The sequence below is a fragment of the Solibacillus isronensis genome (genome assembly GCF_023715405.1).
Classification (GTDB): domain Bacteria; phylum Bacillota; class Bacilli; order Bacillales_A; family Planococcaceae; genus Solibacillus; species Solibacillus isronensis_B.
On record NZ_JAMBOC010000001.1, the window covers coordinates 2,301,705 to 2,322,633 of the forward strand.

Below are 20,929 nucleotides of genomic sequence, written 5' to 3' on the forward strand. Positions count from 1 at the left end.
AACAATCCTTCTTTCTATGATGAGACAATCGATGCAAATTGCCCGTTCGTTGCCTTTTGTAAATCTTCCGGTGCAAGCTTGATCTGCATCCCGATTTTACCTGCACTGACAATCACATAATCTAGTGCAGTCGCCGCTTCCTCAATAATAGTCGGAAACAGCTTTTTCATCCCGATCGGCGAACAGCCTCCGCGAATATAACCGGTTAAGCCAAGCAGCTCCTTAACAGGGAGCATTTCGATTTTCTTTTGCCTTACCACTTTTGCTGCAGCCTTTAAATTTAATTCCGCATCAACCGGAATGACGAAAACAAAATAATTGCCCTTTCCTGCAGTCGCGACCAATGTTTTATAGACGTGTTCGACAGGCTGGCCTATTTTGCCGGCAACGGTCAATCCATCGACCGATTCCCCGTCGTTAATCGTATACTCAAAAATTTCATGTGCGATTTTTTTCTGCTCTATTAAACGAACTGCATTTGTTTTTGCTTGCTTCTTCGCCAAAAAGACCACTCCATATTCTCAACTTTGGAAATATTATACCACTGAATGATTTACTAAGTGCTGCTTCAAAGCAATTTTATAATTTACTTAAATGTAAAAAACCCACTCCATATGAGCGGGCTTAGTGTCATGCAATTTGGGAGAAAACCGATTCCTCTGTCAAACGGTAACCGTTATTCACCATTGCAATATGTGAGTTATACTTTTCTGCAACTATATTGAATGAACGCTGAAATAACTGCTTTTCCAACCCTCGACCAAATACTGTTTGCTCGTCTGGATTAAGTGCAAAATCTTGTTGGAACTTTTCCGGTATTGTAAAGGAAAGATTTTCGTTAGCCAACGAGATTGCTTCCTCTGATTGTACTTGCTCTGAATGTTGGTTTTGAGTGTTTGCCGGCATTTGCGGAATGGAAGTTGATACATTTGCTGCTGTAAGTAAATCTTGAGATGAAGGGACAGCTGATGCTGGACGCACATTATCCAATGTTGGTGTTTGTTTATACGTGAAGTCATTTACCACTGCAAGATTTTCGGCCAGATTGGCATTATCCTGTGTTAGCAAATCTTTTTCTGTTTTACCGGAAAGGAGGTTTTCCAGCACTTTTAGCAGTGGATTTTTACTTGGATCCGTATACTGTGCATGCTTTTTATATGCTTCGCCCGCCTCTTTGCGGAGCTGGGAGCGTTTTCTATCATCTAACTCTGGACTAAATCTTCGTGCCAAGCTACTAATCTTCATCTTCTTCACCCCTTTTGTAAAAGTTGCATTAATTTTTTATTAATATACCAACATATACCGCTTTTATATAGAAGATATTCACCGATTGTTCATATTCAGAACTTTCTTACCAACCTTCTCTGCTCTCTCAATCTACAAAATGGACTATCTGTTAGTTTTAATTCAAGTACCCATTACCTATAATAAAAAAACCAATCTTTACACTGCCTTTATAGTATGGAAACAATCTCCGTTTAAAATTAAGAATCATTACTACAGGTAGGAGCATTCCATGAAAACATCCGTAAATTCAAAGCCGAACAATTCAATTGATTTCAAGGAAGTGATGCAGCGGTTTCTGTTAAAGAGTAAAACAATCCGTCATCTATCCCGGTCATTAGCATTGAAAAATATTATTGCACAGGAGGCAATGAGTACATATTTTCAGCCTATTTATGATGTAAGATACAATACGACATTTGGTTTTGAAGCATTGAACCGCCCTATTGCGCTGAAGCTTTTTCAAACGGCCGATATTTTCTATGAATTTGTTGGACAAACGGATAAAGTATTTTTGTTTGAATGCTTTTGCCGGAATCTTTCGCTCGTGCGCTATCACAAAAAATTGCTCAATTACAATACGACGAAAGATTTCACTTTGTTTATCAATATCCATCCAAATGTTTTGCTCGATAAAAAATATCATAGCGGCGAAACAAGGGCTTTACTGGAAAAATTGAATATTTCCCCTGAGCAAGTTGTATTTGAGCTGACGGAACGCAGTGCTGTCGGAGATTTCGAGGAATTTGCACGGGTCCTTTCCCACTACCGGTCACAAGGCTATCGTATTGCGGTTGATGATGTCGGTTCAGGCTACAATAGTTTAAAAACATTAATTTATCTAAAGCCGGAATTCATTAAGCTGGATCGCTCACTTATTCAAAATATCGATCAGCATAAAGCACAGCAGCAGCTTTTAACAGTTATTTTAAATTATGCAATCGAATCGGGGACAAAAGTAATTGCTGAAGGCATTGAAACAAAGGCGGAATATGAATTCATCCAATCAGTTGGCGTTCATTATGCGCAAGGCTACGCAATCGGGCGCCCTCACTCGGATTTAATAGAAGGAATAAATCCGAGTTCTGAATGAAATCCGGACAATATAAAAGGCGACTGAATATCCCTTATCGGATGTTCAGTCGCTTAATTTTTATTCACTAATACCCATTGAAATTCACAAATTCTCCAACCGGTTTACGGTAACCTCGTGCGCGTACTTTATCAACGCTTTTCCCAATTGTAATCATCATAACCGGCTCTAAATGATCTGGAATATTGAACTCTTTTCTTAATTCATCAACATTATGGACATGCATTGGACATGTATCAAATCCGTAATGCTTGGCACTCATCATAAAAAGCATGGCGTGAATCCCTGCATTTCGCATCAATTCTAAATTTAATTCATGCGGATTGTCTTTTAACCCGTCACTATATCCTTTAATCAATTCCATCGTCATATCATATTCCACTTCATCCATCATCTTCAGCATTTTTAGTGGACTGTAGATTTTTTCGACTTCCGGCATTTCAATGCTGTTTTTATTCCCCATAACAATAACAACACCGCTTGATGTATGGATTTTATATTGGTTGTAGCTTAATTCTTTTACTCTTTCTTTCTTCTCTTGATCTGTAATAACCAAGTAATTCGTAAACTGAAGGTTGTATGCGCTTGGAGCCAGCTTTGTCAGCTCAAATATATTTTTAAAATCCTCTTCTGTCATTTGTTCATTTTCAATAAAGTTCATTGCGGAATGGCGAGATTTTACTAATTCTTCAAAGTTCATATTGTGCTACCTCTTCCTTGTAATTTATTTCAAATTAAAGTATCTTTATTTCGAGATAAATTTACCATATTATAAATTTAGTTGTCAATAATTTCATTTCTTTTAGTCGATTGAGAAGTAGTAGAAAGTCCATACTTTCTATAGGAATTCAATTATTTATAAAAAATATTTGAAAGAAACAGGAGATGAAGAAAGTGAAATTCGAAAACAAAATCATCATTGTCACTGGCGCAGCAGGAGGTATTGGTAAAGAGGTTGTAAGAAAACTGGTTAATGAAAAAGCAAAAGTTGTATTGGTCGATCTAAACGAAGACGCGATTAAATCCGTTCAAACAGAACTCTCACTTACAGATGAAAACAGCTTAATCGTAAAAGCAGATGTGTCAAAAGAAGACAATGTAAAAAACTATGTGGATCAAACCATTTCGAAATTCGGCCGGATCGACGGCTTTGTGAATAACGCTGGTGTTGAAGGCCCAGCAAAACCTCTTGAAGAAATTACAGAAAAAGAATTCGACTTTGTATATGGCATTAATGTAAAAGGTGTTCTGTTCGGTTTGAAATATGTATTGCCGGTAATGAAAGAGCAAAAATCCGGTTCTATAGTCAATACTTCATCTGTAGCCGGTTTAATCGGTTCTCCAAGTATGGCACTATATAATTCCTCTAAACATGCTGTAATGGGTCTTAATAAGGTAGCCGCTTTAGAAGCAGCAACGTATAATGTTCGCGTAAATACGGTAAATCCAGGTGTGATCAATACACAAATGATGCGTAAAATTGAATCAAATGTTGCGCCGGGCGCTGCTGAGGCAGCTCAAGCAGCCTACAATGATGCTGTACCGATGAAACGCTATGGTGAACCGGAAGAAGTAGCAAATGTTATTGCTTTCTTACTTTCAGATGAAGCCTCTTATGTAAGCTCTTCTTCGTTCACAATTGACGGCGCTTTATACAATGTTTAAATGTAAAGAAAAGGAAAACCAAAAGAGCCCATTCTTTTGGTTTTTTCCCAGTTTTTTTATTCCCTACAAAACCCGCTAACTCTGCCACTGTAAGTTATATATGTTAATATAAAATCGTTATTCTCAAGCACTATCGGAGGTTTATAGAAATGAAGATAAATAAAGGCGTATTCTTTGTACTGCTTGGTGCAGGATGCTTTGGTTTTACACCTGTATTCGCTAAGTTAGGGTTTGGGCACGGTTACTCACTTGGTCAAATCAATCTTGTCCAAATGGTCATTTCCTTTCTGCTGTTATGGTTGATCTCTTTCATAAAAGGGGTCGGGGCGAAGGGACTGACTAAAAAGAACATCCTTCCAATAATGATTACCGGCTGTTTTATTGGTTTAACAAGTATTTTTTATTATGGTGCGATGCAATATTTACCTGCATCACTGGCCATCATTTTAATGTTCCAGTTCGTTTGGATCGGCATTATGTTCGAATGGGTTTTCAATAAAATTAAACCCGCGCCGATTACTCTATTGGCCATTGTTCTTATTTTAATCGGTGTATTTTTCGCATCGAATATTTTAACTGGCGATATGCAAGGCCTTCCGATTAAAGGATTTGTTATGGGGATATTATCTGCCTTTACATATGCTGCCTTTATCTTTTTCAGCGGGAAAGTTGCTGTTGAAGTTCATCCATTAACCCGTACATCTTTAATGGTGACAGGTTCCACGATTTTAGTATTTCTTATCTTTATGAAGGACATTCCTGCTGTATTTCCTCTTGAAGGAAACTTGATGACGAGTGCAGCCGGGGTTTCATTGTTTGGAGCGGTATTGCCGCCACTGTTTTATGCAGTCGGTGCACCACTCATTTCAGGAGGTTTGGCGAATATATTAACTTCTGTTGAACTGCCTGTCGCGATTTTATCGGCTAGCATTATTTTGGCTGAAACGGTCACAACTTTGCAATGGATCGGAATTGTGCTGATCCTCATAGCGATTGTATTAAATGAAATCGGCCCGAACATCATTCGGATGAGAAAACGATCAAAAAGAACAATTCTTCATCAGCATAATAAAAATTAATTAGGATGCTAATCAACTGTGCAAACAGCCGTTGGTTAGCGTCTTTTTATTTACAGAAACAAAAAAGCTTATCAATAATTTTCTATTGATAGGCTAAATTGATATTTCGAGTTTTATATTTAATTATCTAAAGAGATTCAGCATTGCGCCTACTTGTCTCATCGTATTAATTCCATTAGTTAATGTCCCTACATGGCCCATCATTGTATTTAAATTATCAGATAGACCGCTAAAGCGAGACCCCTGCTGTTGTTGCTGTTGGGTAAAAGGGTTGAACTGCTGTTGCTGCTGTTGTGGATAAGGATTGAACTGCTGTTGCCCCTGCCGCCCCTGTCTAGGATTCACTGGATATGGCGGATAAAAGGCTTCCCTCGGTCTTGCAAATTCATTGGATCGAGGCATTCCCATCTGCTGTCTGCCCATTTGCGGTGGAGGACCAAATTGTTGTCCATTTGGCGGAAACATCCCCGCTCTAGAATTTTGCCCAAAAAATGGCATATGATTCACCTCCCTACTAAGTTTGAACTCTAACCTAGTATATGTTCATGATTTTTCGCAATATAGACATTTGAAATACTTGGATGAAACGTTAATTACTCATAGTCACGCCCCCTTCACCCCCAATAAAAAGAATGCATATGAATAAAGAAAAAGATTGGAGCAATGTCATGAACAAATTTAATCCCGAAAGGCTGTCCGTTGAATACAGGGATGGTATTACCGCAACAGAACCTGTTATTTCAAGACATCATACACTCACCCATTCTGATAACACCGGAGAATTATTTTTAACAATCGGAACACAGTTTGCGTGGGACAAAGTGAATAATGATATGAGAGATGAAGTAATTGGCGACTGGAAAACGAATGGGTACTATATTTATTACAACGCCTATGTAATGGTTAACAAAGAAGGACAGGATTTTAATACAGCAATGCGGCGTTATGAAGTATTCAGGCGTGAATTGCCGCTTGCATTGACGGCGATCCGGTATGGTGACCGCTTTATATTCGATGTCTATCCAGCTCTGGACAATGGATTAATCATCGTAAACTTTATATCCACATACCCCCAGTTATATAAACAAGAGATTGTTGGGACTTTCAGCAGTTATTCCACTTCCTTTTAATATAATGAAATGCGGTAAAATGTAATATTTAACTCCACTCCCTTTTATGGTATTAATTGTTAGTGCATAACGCACAATACTTCACTTTAAATGAGAGAGGGAAAAAAATGCTGCATTTAAAAACGATTACAAAAGACAATTGGATAAAAGCGATCTCGCTAAAAGTACGGGAGGATCAAGTGAAGTTTGTCGCCTCAAATGCGGTATCACTGGCACAGCTGAACTTTCTGCAAAACTTCCATGCGAAAGGAATTTACTATGGGGAGGAAATGGTCGGGTTCACGCTTTATGGTCTGGATGAAGAAGACCATGAGTACTGGATTTACCGTATGATGATTGACCAAAAACATCAGGGGAAAGGTTATGGCAAAGAGGCGGTTCAGCTCGTTATAGAGGATATTCAGAAAATGAAAGAACCTCACCATCAAACGATTACCCTTTCCTATGAACCTGACAATGAGCATGCAAAGCGCATCTATAAAAAAATGGGCTTCCAGGAAATAGACGGCCTTGTTATTGATGGTGAGCAAGTAGCACGCTATACGTTTTAGGAGAAACAGCGATGCAAATAATAAAGATAGTGTTACTGGCGTTACTGGCGATTCCAGCGTTCTTTATTTTAATACTCACGATTGCTTCATTTGATTATTTTTACTACCCGATTATCGGCTTCAAAGCAGAAAATGCCGCCGAAGCTTCTCTTGAAGAAAAATATAACGAAGACTTTGTGATTGATGAATCTACCTACTCCAAACCATTGGGCAATGATTTCGGGGATTACCATATTATCGCTCATCCAAAAAAGAATCCTGATCTGGAAGTTACAGTTTCGGTAAATGAGGATATGGAGCCGTTTTATGATACGTATTTGCAAATCCATTGGCGTGATGAACTGAATACGCGATTCGGGTTGCTGTATGAAGAGCTTTATGGAACGGTTGAAAAATACTCCTATATGGTAAATGTGTCATTTTCGGATGAAATCGAAGCACGATATGACCATAACGACACGTACGAAGAGATTTTGCAAAAAGAAGCTAACGGTATCGGAAATATTGTCTTTGCAAATGTTATTCTGGAATCCTCCAACAATATAAACGACCAGCTGGAGAAAGCCTATAAGATGATTCAGCATTTTAAAAATCAGAATTTAAATTACTTCAACATTGAAATTGTGTTCTTTAATGAAGATGTGCAAAAACAGCTGACGAAAAGGGACCGCAAACTACCCTATAATGAGTTTAACTTCAAACATTTGGATGATAGAACTGCCCGATTTTATTTTTCGTATGAATCAGAGGATGCGGAGTCTGTAAAAGAACTGAATGAGCTAAAATCTCCCGCTGATCTGGAGCAATATGTTAAAGATATAAATTGAAATTTGTCTTCAATGATAAAACCCACTTATACAGTTTAAGTGGGTTTTTCAACGGCAATATACGGACACGCTCTCTTGTATCCCTTTTAAAACTTCTTCCGGCAATTTTCTAATTGTTATATCCGCTCCCAGAAACAGCAGCCAATTCGTTATCTCTACTATGTCTTCCTCGTTTTCAGTATTGATGAAAGCCTCTAGAATGGCTGTCGTTTGGTAAGGATTTGTATAGGAAATAGAAAGCTTTAAAGGATGATATTTTTTAAACTGTGCAATCGCTTTTGGACCAAGCTCAAGTACAAGGTTATTCTCTTTACTCCGCTCACTAAGCTTTTCTAAAATCTCCTTCTTACTGATTCTATTTTTCCCCTCGTCCGATTTTATATCGATAAGATGCGAGACAGGAAAAATCCGATTCTTTTCCTCACCTGCATCAAAGCCTTCTATCAGCCAGTTCCCCTTTTTATGATGAAGATACAAGAGATAAATTGAATATGTTTTTATTAACTTCCCTTCTTTCACTGAAATAATTAAATAGCGGTCAATCAGAAGTGTTTGTATAAGCTTTTCTATCACAGGATCAGGTAAATCGGATAAATCCAGCAAATCCGGATTGTGAGGGTTCGTACCTTCGAAAAGCAAGATTTGGTTTAACAGCACAAGGTCGTCTTGCTGGTTTTCTGAAATTAAACCGAGTAGTTTCTCAGCTAACGACTGGCGACTTTTTAAATATGGAAGCTGTTGATTTCTTGTCGCCATAAAGGCAATAAAAAGAGCTTTAATCTCATTATCTGTAAAGCGAACAGCTGGAAGCACAGAATTATGCAGAACACTATAACCCCCTTCTCTTCCTACTTCAGCGACAAGGGGCATCCCAATAGTTTCAATTTCTCTAATATCTCGTATAGCCGTTGAACGCGAGATATTAAACTCTTGCATAATTTCAGAAATGGTAAAGTGAGCACGGTTGTTGATATACCGCATAATTGTATTAATCCGTTCAACTTTTTTCATTGGCGCCTCCGAAACAGTATCATATTCTGACATGATTTATGGCTATTATAAACCTATCAAGTAAAAAAACAAATCTTGATTAAAACAAAATTGAAAGAAGGGTTTTATATGGCAAATTACACGATTGAAGAAAAGGACAGCTTTGTTGTTTTAGGTTTCGGAACAGAACTAAAGAGCGATTACACAGACTATATGGGAATAAATAAAGAAAAGGCCGATTTTTGGCATGTGGTCAATGAGGATGGAAGACTGGATGCATTAAAGGCTGTAGCCACAAACGACTATATTTTTATCGTGAACGAAGCAGTGAATAATAAGATGATGCATTATGCCGGGGTTCTGACTGATGAAACATTACCAGAGGCAACTAGAGTTATCCAATTTCCTAAAGGTGAGTACGTAGTTGTTAAAGGCGAAGCTTCTACTGCAGAAGAGCTGGCCAATATTGTTACTGGAATTGCCTTTGGACAAGCGTTACAAGAAGCAACAGATTATGCCTATGTAGGAGGTCCAAACGCAGCAGTTGTAATGGATCAACAAATCGGTCAGGTATACGGCGAAATGTGGATTCCGGTTATTAAGAAATAACAGGTAATATGGATTTTAGACCCAAAATTAAAATGGAGCCCGGTACACTCTCGGGCTCCGTTTACTTTAAGTTTTAATGAAACAACTATGTTTACCTAAGGCTTTCTGAATTCAACTCAAGTTGTACAAGGTTCTCTTTTAAAGGCTTTTGCATAAAAGGATTCGGTTTCCCTACACTATATAGTTGTAGCACGTGCATTGCTCTTGTGCAGGCTGTATAAAAAATTCTGCGTAAACTTTCGTCTCCATATACGTTTTCGGATACGTCGTAAATGATGACCGCTTCAAATTCAATTCCCTTCGCTAAATAAGAAGGAATGACTACAATTCCTTGCTCGAATTCCGCTGTACCACTTTTTATCAGTTTAATTCCGTCAATTTTATTTAATGCCTCAAATGCTGTCTTACTTTCTTCTGCTGATTTGCAAATAACTGCGATACTGCCATAACCTTCACTTTGCAATTCCGAAATTTTAGACATAATACGCTGATGCAATTCTGTATGATTCTCCACTTGGTTTAATACCGGCAACCCGCCTGCGCGCTCAAATGGAATGATTTTTTCTCCATTTACAATAAGACTCCGTGTAAATTCAATAATTGGCTTTGTCGAACGATAACTTCGGTTCATGTTGACAACTTCCGTCTCTTCTTCTCCATAGAGGTGGTTAAGTACTTGAAAATCTACCACTCCACTCGCATGAGCAAAAATAGCCTGATTAAAATCACCTAGCACTGTCATTTTTGCAGAAGGGAATAAGCGCTTCAAAAATTCAAATTGAAACGGCGAATAATCCTGCGCTTCATCAATGAGAATATGCTTGATCGAACGGTTCGTTTGAAAGCCTTGAATCAATTCCTGCAAAAACAGAAATGGTGTCGCGTCTTCATAATACAGCGTTCCCGCCTCCATCATTTGCAGTGTATCTTCGCATATTGCTTCCCACTCATTTGGTACTTCTACTTTTAATCGCTGTTGCATCAATAATGGATTTGTAAAAAGCTGTTTATACACGCCTTCTAAATCAATAAAGTCGAGTGTTTGAATTTGTTTTCTCACTGCCTTCAATTTCAGGCGGACGATTACTTGAATAAGTGCGTCATGATCCATTTCGTAATCTGCCTGCTCTTCTCGTTCAAAGCCTTTTTTCTTCGCTAAATATTTGTGAATTTTATGATATGTCTCATCACTTAGTAGCTCAATTTCTTCCTCTACCCATGGCTGAGAACGTTCAACTTTTTCAATTTCTTTAATTTTATTCATTAGCCAGTCTTTCAGTTTTTCAAGTCTGCTTTGGAAACTCAGTGAAATATGATCCCCATAAAACTTCTCTGACAATTGCTGGGCTGATATGATTGTTTTCCCTCTGAACTTTATATCCTTAAATAGCAGGTCCGATTTTTCCAAAGTTTCACGGTATAATTTAATTGCCTCAACATATTTAACAGATGCTTTAAATTGAATGCCTTTTATTCTTGCGCTATACGAAGGGCTATTTGCTGCAGTCAGCACATATTCCAATTGGTGATATGGATTTTCTAAGTGAAAATCTTTACTTAAACGGTGATCCAAATATTCCTGAAATGTAACTTGCTGCATATTTTCTTCCCCAAGCTCCGGAAGTACGTTGGAAACATAGCTATTAAACATAGCATTTGGTGAAAATAATATAATTTGGTCGGCTTTTATACGGTCCCGGTATTTATATAATAGAAATGCGATTCTTTGTAATGCAGCAGAAGTTTTACCACTGCCTGCTGCACCGTGCACAATGAGCATACGCCCTTGATCATGGCGTATAATACGGTTTTGATCCTTTTGAATCGTTGCTACGATACTTTGCATATACTTATCCGCGCCTTTTCCAAGCACCTTCTGTAAAATTTCGTCACCAATCGTGAGACTTGTGTCAAACATAGATTGCAGTTTTCCATCACGAATAACGTATTGCCACTTTTTCTTGAGATCACCGTAAACCTTGCCCCCAGGCGTTGTATACTGTGCGGGACCAGGCTCATAATCATAGTAGACGCTTGAAATTGGTGCTCTCCAGTCATAAATAAGGAAGTCCTCACCACTTGCATCCATCAAAGATGAAATCCCAATATAAATTTTCTCCTGCTCTGAAAAACCTTCTTCAAGAAAATCAATTCGTCCAAAATAAGGGACTGACTTCATCCGATGCAAGACAGCTAATCTTTTGGATGCGTGATGGTGCGTACTTTCGCCAACAGCTAATGCCTGTGCTTCTTGTCTTAAGTTAATCACGGTTTCCAAAAAGTCATCAAACGAATCCGTATTAACTTTAATTTCATCCCAAAAATGCTTACGAGTATTTACTACTTCATTTCGGAGCTTTAACGTTTCTGATTCCAGTTGAAGTGTTTGATCATTAATTACGTTCACAACGCTATTTAACCTCTTTTGTTCGTTCAGGAAATCTGCTTTCATAACATTCACTCCTTGAAAATATTTAAGAGTTGACTAATAAAGAATTTTTATATATACTTAGAGTAAGGAATAATATACACAAGTTCAAATAATTATGTATATCTATATAAACTTACCACGTGTCCGCATTTTTTACAATGCATTTGGCAGGTGTATTTTTTTTGCCTTAAATAAAGTAGCAGAAATAAAATAAACAACGATTGCTTACACATTGAAGATTTACTGTACATTACTAAATCTACATAAATTATCGGTTTTAAGATTTATATTGGAGAAATTTCATTTTCTTGAAGGTATTAAAGAAAACCGCACTTACTTATGATACGGTACATTTCCGTAACAAATTTAAGTGCGGTTTTCAGATATAGATGTAGATGAAGATGGAAAATTTATTTTTCCACCAGGTAGTTCATTTGTAATTTTCTTAATTTCACCTAATAATCAAATAGTTAAAGCAGAAGTTGCATTCAGCTGGTTTGAAAAATTAAATATAGATGATAACTAATTTGTAAATCAGTTCATTCAATCGGGAATACCGTGCTTAGGTCTCCATGGTTTTTTGTTCACACAATGTTCTTCTAACTATCTAATGTAGACCAATCTTCTAAAGATAGTTGACCAACAATATCATAGCCGTTACCTCGCCCTTTTGGCTTAATAATAACTGTCCCCATATAAGAGATTGGACCTAATCCAACTTTTGCAGGGAAAATGTGATCAACAATCATTTTATTTTTCCCCTTATCCGGAATATATTCTAATATTGATTGAAGATTACTCAAAATTATTTGCCTATCATTACTTGGTAAATTTTCGCTTAACCTGTTTATCTCAACCCAAAAAGGATTAATTTGAACATTACCACTACCAAATGCTAACTGTGCTGTTTCGATTGTCCTGCAATAGGGACTTGAGGAAACAGGGATTTCGAATGGTATTCTTAAATACCGAAGTATTTCTCCATAGTAAATTGCTTGCCTACGTCCCATTTCAGAAAGATTTCTCTGAGTTAAACAGTTTTGAAAGTCTAAGTTAGCTAAATCGCTTCCGACAGTCGCTTCTCCATGCCTTGCATAAAATATAAATCCCCCATTTCTAAGTGCATTAAGTAAGGTTTTATTCAAGTTTTGTCTCCTTTCCATAAATATCCTAGTATACACCTAATGTATGACATGGGTTATTAGAAATAAAAAACAAACAGAAATAATTTATGTATTTTTGCACTGACCTAAAATAATGACACAAATAAAAAACACCTTTCGTTGAAAAATGGGTATTGAATACCAAGAATCAACATAGAGGTGTTTTTTTATGGGGACAAGAGTAAGTTATTCTGCTAAGGTAAAAATAAAAGCGATAGAAATGATACTAGCAGACATTCCCGTTAACCAGCGCTCCTTAGCATGATGACTTATATGCTGAGACCGATCAAATTGAGTGCACCCGCTACTTGGTACTTATTTAACTTCTTTTGTCCAATCGGCAACTTTAGCTTCATTTTCTTCAATCCATTTTTTTGCTGCATCTTTCGGATCCATGCCTTCCATAATATCATACATAACACTTTCTATATCTTCTGGCGTCCAGTGGAAATTATCGAGAACACTGTGTGCCTCAGGATTATCCTCTTTGAATCCATTACGTGCAAATGTACCGATATATTCTTCAGTTCCGTACATCCCTTTAGGATCATCTAAATACTTCAAATCAAATAAGTTAAATTTCCAGTGAGGAGACCAACCTGTCACTATGATTTCTTCTTTGTTCTCAATCGCTTGTTTAAGAGCCCCTGTCATTGCTACTGAAGATGAGCTTAGTACTGTCCACCCTTCAAGATTTGGATATATCTCATACGCCTTTTCTGTAGTTCCTGTTATATTTGCACCTGGTTCGATGCCCGTTATCGTTTTACCCGCTTCATCTGTTAAATCTTCGATGGAATCCACATCCATATAACTAGGGACTACTAACCCAATTTTTCCGCCTAACAAATTTTCACCTAAATCATCTATACGGCCTTTGTACTTCTCAACTTGCGGGGCGTGCGTCTGCGGTAGCCAAGCTGAAACCATGCCATCAACCTCTCCATTTGCAAGGGCTTCCCACATAATTCCATTATCTAAAGGCGTCAGCGTTACATCATACCCTAAATCTTCTAGAACTTGTCCTACTACATGAGTGGAGGCAACCTCAGTCTCCCATTCAACATAGGCTAAGTTGACAGCTTGTTTTTCTGTACCTTCAGCCTCCGAAGAACATGCAGCTAATAATAAACTTAATACTAAAATTAATCCTAGCTTCGATAAACTAATGAGTTTCATAAAATCTTCCTTTCTGATTGTTTTACTGAGAGCGAGTTATATGTAAAAATTAACATCTAACAACTTATAATTATAAATAGGTTGTTACTTTTGTCAAATTGGCAATTAATACAGATGGTTTAAATTTTTAAGAATCAAAGGGGTTTTTGGGTTGCACAGTACAGGAAACAGCTGACTTATATAGGGGAAATAAAAAGAGAATACCTTATAAATGTTCTCTCTATTAATTTTTCTTTGGCCTAACGTCTTTTTTTAGAAAAAACCACCTAATTCGTTGTATATCAACAATTAGGTGGTTCTTCAAAATTGTAATTTTTCTCGTAAAGGAGCGCAATCAGTTAGTATCCATCGGCAAAATGGGAGATGGTTTCTAATTCATCTTCGGTAAGTTCCCTTTTTACATAGTTTTCGTATTCCTTCACTATTATCGGTAAATCTCCCTTACAGACCTCTGTATATTTGGCAATCGTTCTTAGCATGGCGACTTCTTTATCGAAAGCTTCTTTTGAAATTGGTTGTTGATGGGAAGGGATATAGGTTTCCGCATCAAAAGTTTCTAATACATCTAATAACCGTAAAGTTTCATTAATTGTATAGTGTACTTTTTCGGCATACATTCTTGGATAAATGCAGTCCCCTAAGAAAAGAATCTTCTCTTCTTTTATATACACAATGACAGAATCTGCAGCATGGTCCCCTCCAACTTGTTGTACGATACAAGTCACATCACCAAGATTTATCTCTGCCCTTTTCTCTATTGTAATATCCGGCAAAGTAATTTTAATATTTCGATGATTCGTGTATTCTTCCTTAATCGCTTTTGCACAAAATTCAATTTCCACGCCTTCATTTACTCGCGCATCAATGGCTTCATCTGACCATGAAAATGGAATAAGCTTCTCCATTTCCCTTTCAGTCTCTTTGGAGGCAATTGAAACAGTATCGGGTAATGCGGAAAGACCAAATATATGATCCCAATGCCAATGTGTTAGGACAACTAAATCCGGATTAGGAACTCCCCTTTTTTGAAGTTCATTCAGAAAATAATGCATATGTTCTTCCGAGTTTCCTGCATCAATCATTAATGTCTTTTTACTGCCAACCACCATTCCTAAAATCGGGCGGTCAGTCAACGAGACTGGGGTGATATACCAAAAACTTTTACCTATTTTGTGTATAGAGTGCAAAAAGGTTGTCCCCCTTTCTTTTAAATCAAATGTTTATAGACTACATTCTTTGTTAAAAAGCCCAATTATATAGCAAGTATTTTTTATAATAGTCTAAATTTCCAGTATAACAAATAAAGAATTTTCTAAATAGCTAAAAATAATACTTTTTATTAGTTTCATTCGAGTTCTTTTTCTGCTATTTAGACCATTGAACAAATGATATGATACCAAGAATATAAGCGCTTATATTCAAAAAGGTTAATAAATTAATTACTTCTTTCTTCTTGAGGAATACTGTTTCAAAAAAATTCACTGTCATTTAGGAGGTATTTATGAGGTCTAAAAAAGGTGCACTTGCATGGATATTGGTTCTTGTTCTCTCACTTATAATGGTCACATTCACTGGTGCAAAGACATTGTATGAAACAAAACCAGTGCCGGCAAAAGAAAGACATGATATTTCTGAAATCATTCATCAGAGTAGTAAATGGGAAAAGGTTGCTACAGGTAATGGATTCATGGAAGGTATTAACTTTGATCGTAAAGGAAACATCTGGTTAGTTAGTCCGACAACCGGTGAAATCCTAACTATTAAAGACGACAAAGTTAAAACAGTTTTAGGAGATAAAGATAAATTAATGCCAATTGGAGCAAAGTTCCACAAAGATGGTCGCTTATTTATTACGGATGGTAAAGGAGAACTTTATTCTTACAATCCCGCTACTGGTGAATGCAAAACTGTTGTCAATTCTTACGATGGAAAACCTTTAAACGGTTTAAATGACCTTGTTTTTGATGAAACAGGCGGACTTTACTTTACTGAGCCAATGGGTTCTAGTGCTACTCATCCAACAGGTCGTGTCTTCTACTTACCTCCTGGCGAAACTGAAGGAATCCTCTTCTCAGAGAATATTGCTTATCCTAATGGAATCGCAATTTCAGCAAATGGTCAGCGTGTCTATATTTCAGAGTTTGATAAAAATCAAATTTTATCTGTGCCTTCTGTGAATGCTGAAAATTCTCCTGAATCACCGTTTATTTTTGGTCGTTTTGAAGGCGGAATCGGCCCGGATGGATTAGCTGTAGATGCTGAAGGCAATCTGTACGTAGCTCATTTCCAAGCTGGAGAAGTTGTAGTGCTTGACGCCGATGGTTTTAAATACGGAACAATTCGCCTTCCTGAAGATGCAGGAACATTCGCAACAAACTTAGCTTTTCATGATGGGTACCTGTACGTAACCGAATCATCAAAGAACGAGGTGTGGCGTATTCAAGTAAAAAAGAAGGGTCTACAGCCATACGGGTTAAACTAGACTCGCTTCTAATATAATGTAATGGGGCAATCACCAATTTAGTGATTGCCCCATTTTAAATTTTAATAGCTATTTACGAAGTAGTATTCCTGAATGAAAGCTCAAATTTAACGTTTTCCTTCTATTTCTTCATCTTCGCCCCAGCATTCCACCTCGCCTAAATTAGGTACGTTTTTCTTATAGAATACTGGATCTTTGCCTTGCTTCCGTTGAGTTAAATAATCATTAATAACCGGTTTGGCCACTTTCCAAAGTTGGAGAATAGCAATTAAGTTAATGATCGCCATAAAGGCCATAAACAGATCCGCTAAATCCCATACAACTTGTACCTTTGCAATGGAACCAAACATAACAAAAAGTACGACAAATATACGGAATACTAATAAACCGGTCTTTGAATCTTTTATAAAACTAATATTCGATTCACCGTAATAGTAATTGCCAATAACCGTACTAAAAGCAAACATAAATACAATGATCGCTAAGAAGCTGCCTGCCCAATCACCTAAACTTCCGACTAAAGAGGCTTGCGTTAAATTGACTGAAGTTGCGTCAGATTGAAGGTATGCATCGCCTAATAATACGATTGCCGCTGTTGCTGTACAAACGACTAATGTGTCTATAAATACACCAAGGGCTTGAATTAACCCTTGCTTTACTGGGTGTGAAACAGCTGCTGTTGCTGCTGCATTGGGTGCAGAACCTATCCCTGCTTCATTTGAGAATAATCCCCGTTTAATACCATTCATAATTGCTGCCCCGATCATTCCCGCAAAGGCTTCTTCCAATCCAAAGGCAGACTTTATGATAAGAAGAAATACATTCGGAATTTCGGAAATATTGAGGAATACAACAATAAGAGCAATTATAATATACAAAATTGCCATAACAGGAACAACTATTTGAGTAAAGCTAACAATTCTCTTTAATCCACCGAAAACAATAATCCCTGTTAAAGCAGCCAATACTAAACCTACTACAAATCGATTGGCACCAAAACTTTCTTCAAATGCAATGGAAATCGTATTTGCCTGGACAGAATTAAAAATAAAGCCATACGTAATTGTAATGACAACAGCAAAAAGAATACCCATCCATCTTTTATTTAAGCCTTTTTCCATATAATAAGCAGGACCACCACGAAACAATCCAGTACTCTTATCTTTCACTTTATATACTTGTGCTAATGTACTTTCAATTAGTGCAGATGCCGCTCCGATCAGCGCAATCATCCACATCCAAAATATCGCACCGGGACCGCCAAGAGCAATTGCCGTCGCGACACCCGCTATATTACCTGTTCCAATTCGAGAAGCAGCAGAAATTGTAAAAGCCTGAAAAGAAGATATACCTTTTTTTCCTGACTTATCTGTTGGCGCCGATTCTGTTATAAGTTTAAACATTTCACCTATTAATCTAAATTGAATAAACTTTGTTTTAACCGTTAAAAATATGCCTGTTCCTACTAATAAAATTATTAATACATATGAATATAATATTGTATTCACTTCACCCAATATATTACCGAACCAATCCATTGTTCCACTTCCTCTATTTTTTCAACTTTTTCTGTGGGTATGTAGGCCGTGCTAATTCGTCAACTATTAAAATTCTGCACCAACATCTCCTAAATACAAAGTCACTTTCCTACACCCATGCTAACTTGTCCTATTTTATACTCACTTGAAATTTTAGTATACATTTTTATTAAGATGTATTAATTTTCTAGCATGACAGTTATCCCCCTCACTCCCCTATATTTACTCTCGTTTTTTTACAGGTGTTAAGTAATTTTCTTTTAAATAACAGGCTAATTGTATTTTCAGTGCATCTTCCTGTATTTGAAACGAGATATTTAATATTTGCTCAATTCGGCTTAATCGCTGGTACAAAGTGTTGGTATGAATATGTAAATGCTGTGCTGTTTGCTGAACGGAGCGATTAAATCTGAAATAGGCCAACAATGTTTCATACAGGTGACTTTTATTGGCTTTAGTCAATAACTCACCGATTTGGTCATGAATGAAGTTTGCCAAGTCTTTTGGCGGGACTTGTAAAATCAGCTGGTTGAGACCGATTTTATCGTAGCTCGTAATTGTCCATTCATCACGTACATGTAAAAAGCGCAATGTTTGCAGCGCTTCTTCGTATAGAGAAGAAACTGTCTGTAGGGTTTTATATTGTTTACTAATTGCGCACCGAAAAAGCGGTTTATGCAGTGATTGCCACTTTTTTTGTAGGCGCGAGAGTGTTTCGTTTAATGTTGTAAGCATTGCTGGTGACGGCACACCGATTAAAAGAGTGATTTTGTTTTTTTCATAAAAAAGTAATTTCCGTTCACCTATAAATAGTTCCTTTAGCATGGAGATGAACTGATGTAAATATTGTTCAATCGATAACATGTCGGCCGTTTGTTTGAACTCGAAAATACATAATCGGTAGTAGTCCAGCACTTCTAGATCAAGTTGATATGCCATAGAAGCAACTGTTTTTTGATTAGGTGCATCGATGATATGCTGGAATGTTTCCTGCATTCGTTTGTTATGGTGCTCCAGAACATTTTTATTGCGTAAAATTTGCAGTGTTAAAATATTGGCCCCCTGCTCCAGTGTTTGCTGATCTTTGTAGGAAATGATGCCTTTCTGTTCAATAATCATACTCCCTAAACAAATATCCAAATTATAGAGAGGATAAACAATAAAGCTGCGGTCATTTTTAAGCCGATACTCAAATGGCTTCATTTTCAAGAATAATTGTTTTTTTATTTTAGCTTTTGTGTGAGGGGGAATGGACTGATCATCTTCAAAAAACACATCATCATATGCATCATAAAAACCAATTGGTAATTGTGTTAAGTTTTTTAGTTCATTTAAAATGACGGAAATCGGTTCGTTTTGTAAGAGCAATTGATTTAATGTAGCATGCACATCATAGCGCTGTTTAAGAAGGGTATGTTTTGTCTCTAATGCCAGAGATAATTCGTGCGCTTCTTTTACTTTCTCAGTCATCTGTTCATAATACTGGGCTTTTTGAATTGCCACCCCTACCTGATCGGCAAAGGCTTGAAAAAATAATAGATCTTCTTGTGTGAGGTCTCTTTTCTTTCGAAGTTGGTGAAGGATCATGATGCCGATTGGCTTAGCATCAACAGTTATCGGTACACAAAGAGCTGCTTGCGGAACATGTGCGCTCTTTAATATTGTCTGTAAATTACGCGGGCTTACATTTTGATGGTACATAGCAGCCATAATTTCATCGTAACTGTTAAAGAACTCACCGATTCCTGTCGCAAATACACGACCAGTAATGGCCTCATTCGGCTTTGTTTGAAATTGTTCAATAAGTGGCGGGAAATGAATATAGGTTTTCGGAATTAGACACTGTTTCTGTTCATCAAAAAGCATTAAATACCCTGCATCTGCTTCAGGAATAACGTTCAGTGCATGCCGCATGATTGTATGTAATACTTCATCAATATGAAGTTTGGAAGTGATTGTCCGGATACTTTCCACGAGGATAGATAACTGTTTATTTGAAAGTGTTAAGTGACGTAGAATTGCTTCTTGTCCATCTGACATAGACATTCCCCTCTTTCTGAAATATATAGAATATTCCATAATTTTATTTATAAATATAGAGGATTACACATTGTTTCGCAACAAGAAAACAAAGTATAGTATTAAAAAACTGAATTGTTCGTCAATTTAAAGGAGGGGTTTTATGAACTTAGCATCAGAGATTATGGATCATCCGATTTTATGGGTTATAGCATTTGTCGTTGTACTCATTGTAATTTTCCAAGCCATTGTCTTTATACGGATTTCAAAGAAAGTAGCACCAGAAGTAGGCTTAACGAACAAGGAAGTCACTTCAATTATTCGAACAGGTGCAATTAGTTCATTAGGTCCATCATTTGCCATTATTATCGTGGCCATTTCTTTAATTACTTTAATTGGTGAACCAACGACAATGATGCGAATTGGTATTGTCGGATCAGCACCGATCGAAACAGTAGGAGCAAGTCTTGGGGCCGAAGCAGCAGGTGAACAGTTGAGCGACAAAAACTTTTCAGCACAAGCATTTACAGCAGCAGTTTGGACAATGTGTTTAGGCGGCATGGGATGGTTGATTGTTACAACATTGTTTACGAAATCTCTTGGTCGCCTTCAAAGTAAGTTAACGAGCGGTGGCGGCAATCGGGCAAAATGGTTAAGTGTCATTTCGACTGCAGCAATGATTGGTGCTTTCGGATATTTTGGTGGTGGCCAGATCGCAAAAGGTATGAATGAAACGATTATTTTTATAGTCGCTTTACTTGTAATGCCGGTTATTATGTGGGCAGCTCAACGCTTTAACCAGAATTGGCTCCGTGAGTGGTCACTAGGATTAGTTATTTTAATCGGTATGAGCGTCGGGTATTTCTTAATCTAATTGAAGGAGGATGAT

At 37.2% G+C, this 20,929-nt stretch carries 21 protein-coding genes; 10 read left to right on the forward strand and 11 right to left on the reverse strand.

Translation table 11 applies throughout. The features are described 5' to 3' along the window. Positions 1-14 precede the first annotated feature (14 nt). On the reverse strand, positions 15-503 hold the full coding sequence (ybaK, locus tag M3166_RS11440; protein ID WP_251689934.1) for a Cys-tRNA(Pro) deacylase: 489 nt from the start codon (positions 501-503) through the stop codon (positions 15-17). 127 nt (positions 504-630) lie between these two features. Next, positions 631-1,245, reverse strand: coding sequence for a hypothetical protein (locus M3166_RS11445; protein ID WP_251689935.1), 615 nt, complete (start codon positions 1,243-1,245; stop codon positions 631-633). A gap of 271 nt (positions 1,246-1,516) precedes the next feature. Between M3166_RS11445 and M3166_RS11450 the strand changes: the two genes are divergently transcribed. Further along, positions 1,517-2,377 carry an EAL domain-containing protein gene (locus M3166_RS11450; protein ID WP_251689936.1) on the forward strand — a complete coding sequence of 287 codons (861 nt, stop codon included), beginning with the start codon at positions 1,517-1,519 and terminating at the stop codon, positions 2,375-2,377. A 67-nt stretch (positions 2,378-2,444) separates the two neighbouring features. On the opposite strand, the gene M3166_RS11455 is transcribed toward M3166_RS11450, so the two are convergent. After that, complete coding sequence (locus M3166_RS11455; protein WP_251689937.1) at positions 2,445-3,077, reverse strand: nitroreductase family protein; 633 nt, start codon at positions 3,075-3,077, stop codon at positions 2,445-2,447. 185 nt (positions 3,078-3,262) lie between these two features. Here M3166_RS11455 and M3166_RS11460 point away from each other — a divergent pair, with 185 nt between their 5' ends. Beyond that, on the forward strand, positions 3,263-4,042 hold the full coding sequence (locus M3166_RS11460; RefSeq protein ID WP_251689938.1) for an SDR family NAD(P)-dependent oxidoreductase: 780 nt from the start codon (positions 3,263-3,265) through the stop codon (positions 4,040-4,042). Positions 4,043-4,191: 149 nt separating this feature from the next. Next, on the forward strand, positions 4,192-5,121 hold the full coding sequence (locus M3166_RS11465; RefSeq protein ID WP_251689939.1) for an EamA family transporter: 930 nt from the start codon (positions 4,192-4,194) through the stop codon (positions 5,119-5,121). Between the two features lie 123 nt (positions 5,122-5,244). Here the strand turns inward: M3166_RS11465 and M3166_RS11470 are convergent, their stop codons facing one another. Continuing rightward, a complete protein-coding gene (locus M3166_RS11470) occupies positions 5,245-5,619 on the reverse strand; it encodes a hypothetical protein (RefSeq protein WP_251689940.1) in 375 nt (124 codons plus the stop codon). Between the two features lie 170 nt (positions 5,620-5,789). On the opposite strand from M3166_RS11470, the gene M3166_RS11475 reads away from it, so the two are divergent. The 3 genes from M3166_RS11475 (at position 5,790) to M3166_RS11485 (ending at position 7,629) form a co-directional block, all read left to right on the forward strand. Continuing rightward, complete coding sequence (locus M3166_RS11475; RefSeq protein ID WP_251689941.1) at positions 5,790-6,251, forward strand: staygreen family protein; 462 nt, start codon at positions 5,790-5,792, stop codon at positions 6,249-6,251. A gap of 107 nt (positions 6,252-6,358) precedes the next feature. Beyond that, on the forward strand, positions 6,359-6,802 hold the full coding sequence (locus tag M3166_RS11480) for a GNAT family N-acetyltransferase (RefSeq protein ID WP_251689942.1): 444 nt from the start codon (positions 6,359-6,361) through the stop codon (positions 6,800-6,802). Positions 6,803-6,813: 11 nt separating this feature from the next. Continuing rightward, positions 6,814-7,629: a murein transglycosylase gene (locus tag M3166_RS11485; protein WP_251689943.1), complete on the forward strand. Its 816-nt coding sequence runs from the start codon at positions 6,814-6,816 to the stop codon at positions 7,627-7,629. Positions 7,630-7,677: 48 nt separating this feature from the next. Here the strand turns inward: M3166_RS11485 and M3166_RS11490 are convergent, their stop codons facing one another. Next, on the reverse strand, positions 7,678-8,640 hold the full coding sequence (locus M3166_RS11490) for a helix-turn-helix transcriptional regulator (RefSeq protein ID WP_251689944.1): 963 nt from the start codon (positions 8,638-8,640) through the stop codon (positions 7,678-7,680). A gap of 108 nt (positions 8,641-8,748) precedes the next feature. Here M3166_RS11490 and M3166_RS11495 point away from each other — a divergent pair, with 108 nt between their 5' ends. Further along, positions 8,749-9,228: a GyrI-like domain-containing protein gene (locus M3166_RS11495; protein WP_251689945.1), complete on the forward strand. Its 480-nt coding sequence runs from the start codon at positions 8,749-8,751 to the stop codon at positions 9,226-9,228. 91 nt (positions 9,229-9,319) lie between these two features. On the opposite strand, the gene helD is transcribed toward M3166_RS11495, so the two are convergent. Next, positions 9,320-11,680 (reverse strand): RNA polymerase recycling motor HelD, encoded by a 2,361-nt coding sequence (gene helD, locus M3166_RS11500; RefSeq protein WP_251689946.1) that lies wholly within the window; start codon positions 11,678-11,680, stop codon positions 9,320-9,322. Positions 11,681-12,029: 349 nt separating this feature from the next. Here helD and M3166_RS11505 point away from each other — a divergent pair, with 349 nt between their 5' ends. Next, positions 12,030-12,185 carry a DUF6143 family protein gene (locus tag M3166_RS11505; protein ID WP_251689947.1) on the forward strand — a complete coding sequence of 52 codons (156 nt, stop codon included), beginning with the start codon at positions 12,030-12,032 and terminating at the stop codon, positions 12,183-12,185. Between the two features lie 73 nt (positions 12,186-12,258). Here M3166_RS11505 and M3166_RS11510 read toward each other — a convergent pair whose 3' ends face one another. The 3 genes from M3166_RS11510 to M3166_RS11520 form a co-directional block, all read right to left on the reverse strand. After that, positions 12,259-12,804: a histidine phosphatase family protein gene (locus tag M3166_RS11510; protein ID WP_251689948.1), complete on the reverse strand. Its 546-nt coding sequence runs from the start codon at positions 12,802-12,804 to the stop codon at positions 12,259-12,261. A gap of 333 nt (positions 12,805-13,137) precedes the next feature. Beyond that, positions 13,138-14,001, reverse strand: a complete 864-nt coding sequence (locus M3166_RS11515; RefSeq protein WP_251689949.1) for a glycine betaine ABC transporter substrate-binding protein — start codon at positions 13,999-14,001, stop codon at positions 13,138-13,140. A 338-nt stretch (positions 14,002-14,339) separates the two neighbouring features. Continuing rightward, complete coding sequence (locus M3166_RS11520) at positions 14,340-15,188, reverse strand: MBL fold metallo-hydrolase (protein WP_251689950.1); 849 nt, start codon at positions 15,186-15,188, stop codon at positions 14,340-14,342. 314 nt (positions 15,189-15,502) lie between these two features. Here M3166_RS11520 and M3166_RS11525 point away from each other — a divergent pair, with 314 nt between their 5' ends. Then, on the forward strand, positions 15,503-16,483 hold the full coding sequence (locus M3166_RS11525; RefSeq protein WP_251689951.1) for an SMP-30/gluconolactonase/LRE family protein: 981 nt from the start codon (positions 15,503-15,505) through the stop codon (positions 16,481-16,483). A gap of 107 nt (positions 16,484-16,590) precedes the next feature. Here the strand turns inward: M3166_RS11525 and M3166_RS11530 are convergent, their stop codons facing one another. Together M3166_RS11530 and M3166_RS11535 are read right to left on the reverse strand one after the other, a co-directional pair. Beyond that, entirely contained in the window at positions 16,591-18,021 is a 1,431-nt protein-coding gene (locus tag M3166_RS11530; RefSeq protein ID WP_014824801.1) for an alanine/glycine:cation symporter family protein, read from the reverse strand. A gap of 222 nt (positions 18,022-18,243) precedes the next feature. Continuing rightward, positions 18,244-20,061 (reverse strand): helix-turn-helix domain-containing protein, encoded by a 1,818-nt coding sequence (locus tag M3166_RS11535; RefSeq protein WP_251689952.1) that lies wholly within the window; start codon positions 20,059-20,061, stop codon positions 18,244-18,246. A 142-nt stretch (positions 20,062-20,203) separates the two neighbouring features. Here M3166_RS11535 and M3166_RS11540 point away from each other — a divergent pair, with 142 nt between their 5' ends. Then, positions 20,204-20,914 (forward strand): DUF5058 family protein, encoded by a 711-nt coding sequence (locus M3166_RS11540; protein ID WP_251689953.1) that lies wholly within the window; start codon positions 20,204-20,206, stop codon positions 20,912-20,914. Positions 20,915-20,929: the final 15 nt, after the last annotated feature.

Excerpts from the sequence above, each read along its gene's own strand:
- M3166_RS11535 (WP_251689952.1), bottom strand. The coding sequence starts at position 20,061 with ATGTCAGATGGACAAGAAGCAATTCTACGTCACTTAACACTTTCAAAT.
- M3166_RS11525 (WP_251689951.1), top strand. The coding sequence starts at position 15,503 with ATGAGGTCTAAAAAAGGTGCACTTGCATGGATATTGGTTCTTGTTCTC.
- M3166_RS11490 (WP_251689944.1), bottom strand. The coding sequence starts at position 8,640 with ATGAAAAAAGTTGAACGGATTAATACAATTATGCGGTATATCAACAAC.
- M3166_RS11460 (WP_251689938.1), top strand. The coding sequence starts at position 3,263 with ATGAAGAAAGTGAAATTCGAAAACAAAATCATCATTGTCACTGGCGCA.
- M3166_RS11515 (WP_251689949.1), bottom strand. The coding sequence starts at position 14,001 with ATGAAACTCATTAGTTTATCGAAGCTAGGATTAATTTTAGTATTAAGT.
- M3166_RS11485 (WP_251689943.1), top strand. The coding sequence starts at position 6,814 with ATGCAAATAATAAAGATAGTGTTACTGGCGTTACTGGCGATTCCAGCG.
- M3166_RS11445 (WP_251689935.1), bottom strand. The coding sequence starts at position 1,245 with ATGAAGATTAGTAGCTTGGCACGAAGATTTAGTCCAGAGTTAGATGAT.
- M3166_RS11450 (WP_251689936.1), top strand. The coding sequence starts at position 1,517 with ATGAAAACATCCGTAAATTCAAAGCCGAACAATTCAATTGATTTCAAG.
- M3166_RS11470 (WP_251689940.1), bottom strand. The coding sequence starts at position 5,619 with ATGCCATTTTTTGGGCAAAATTCTAGAGCGGGGATGTTTCCGCCAAAT.
- helD (WP_251689946.1), bottom strand. The coding sequence starts at position 11,680 with ATGAAAGCAGATTTCCTGAACGAACAAAAGAGGTTAAATAGCGTTGTG.
- M3166_RS11530 (WP_014824801.1), bottom strand. The coding sequence starts at position 18,021 with ATGGATTGGTTCGGTAATATATTGGGTGAAGTGAATACAATATTATAT.
- M3166_RS11540 (WP_251689953.1), top strand. The coding sequence starts at position 20,204 with ATGAACTTAGCATCAGAGATTATGGATCATCCGATTTTATGGGTTATA.
- M3166_RS11475 (WP_251689941.1), top strand. The coding sequence starts at position 5,790 with ATGAACAAATTTAATCCCGAAAGGCTGTCCGTTGAATACAGGGATGGT.
- M3166_RS11465 (WP_251689939.1), top strand. The coding sequence starts at position 4,192 with ATGAAGATAAATAAAGGCGTATTCTTTGTACTGCTTGGTGCAGGATGC.
- M3166_RS11480 (WP_251689942.1), top strand. The coding sequence starts at position 6,359 with ATGCTGCATTTAAAAACGATTACAAAAGACAATTGGATAAAAGCGATC.
- M3166_RS11495 (WP_251689945.1), top strand. The coding sequence starts at position 8,749 with ATGGCAAATTACACGATTGAAGAAAAGGACAGCTTTGTTGTTTTAGGT.
- M3166_RS11455 (WP_251689937.1), bottom strand. The coding sequence starts at position 3,077 with ATGAACTTTGAAGAATTAGTAAAATCTCGCCATTCCGCAATGAACTTT.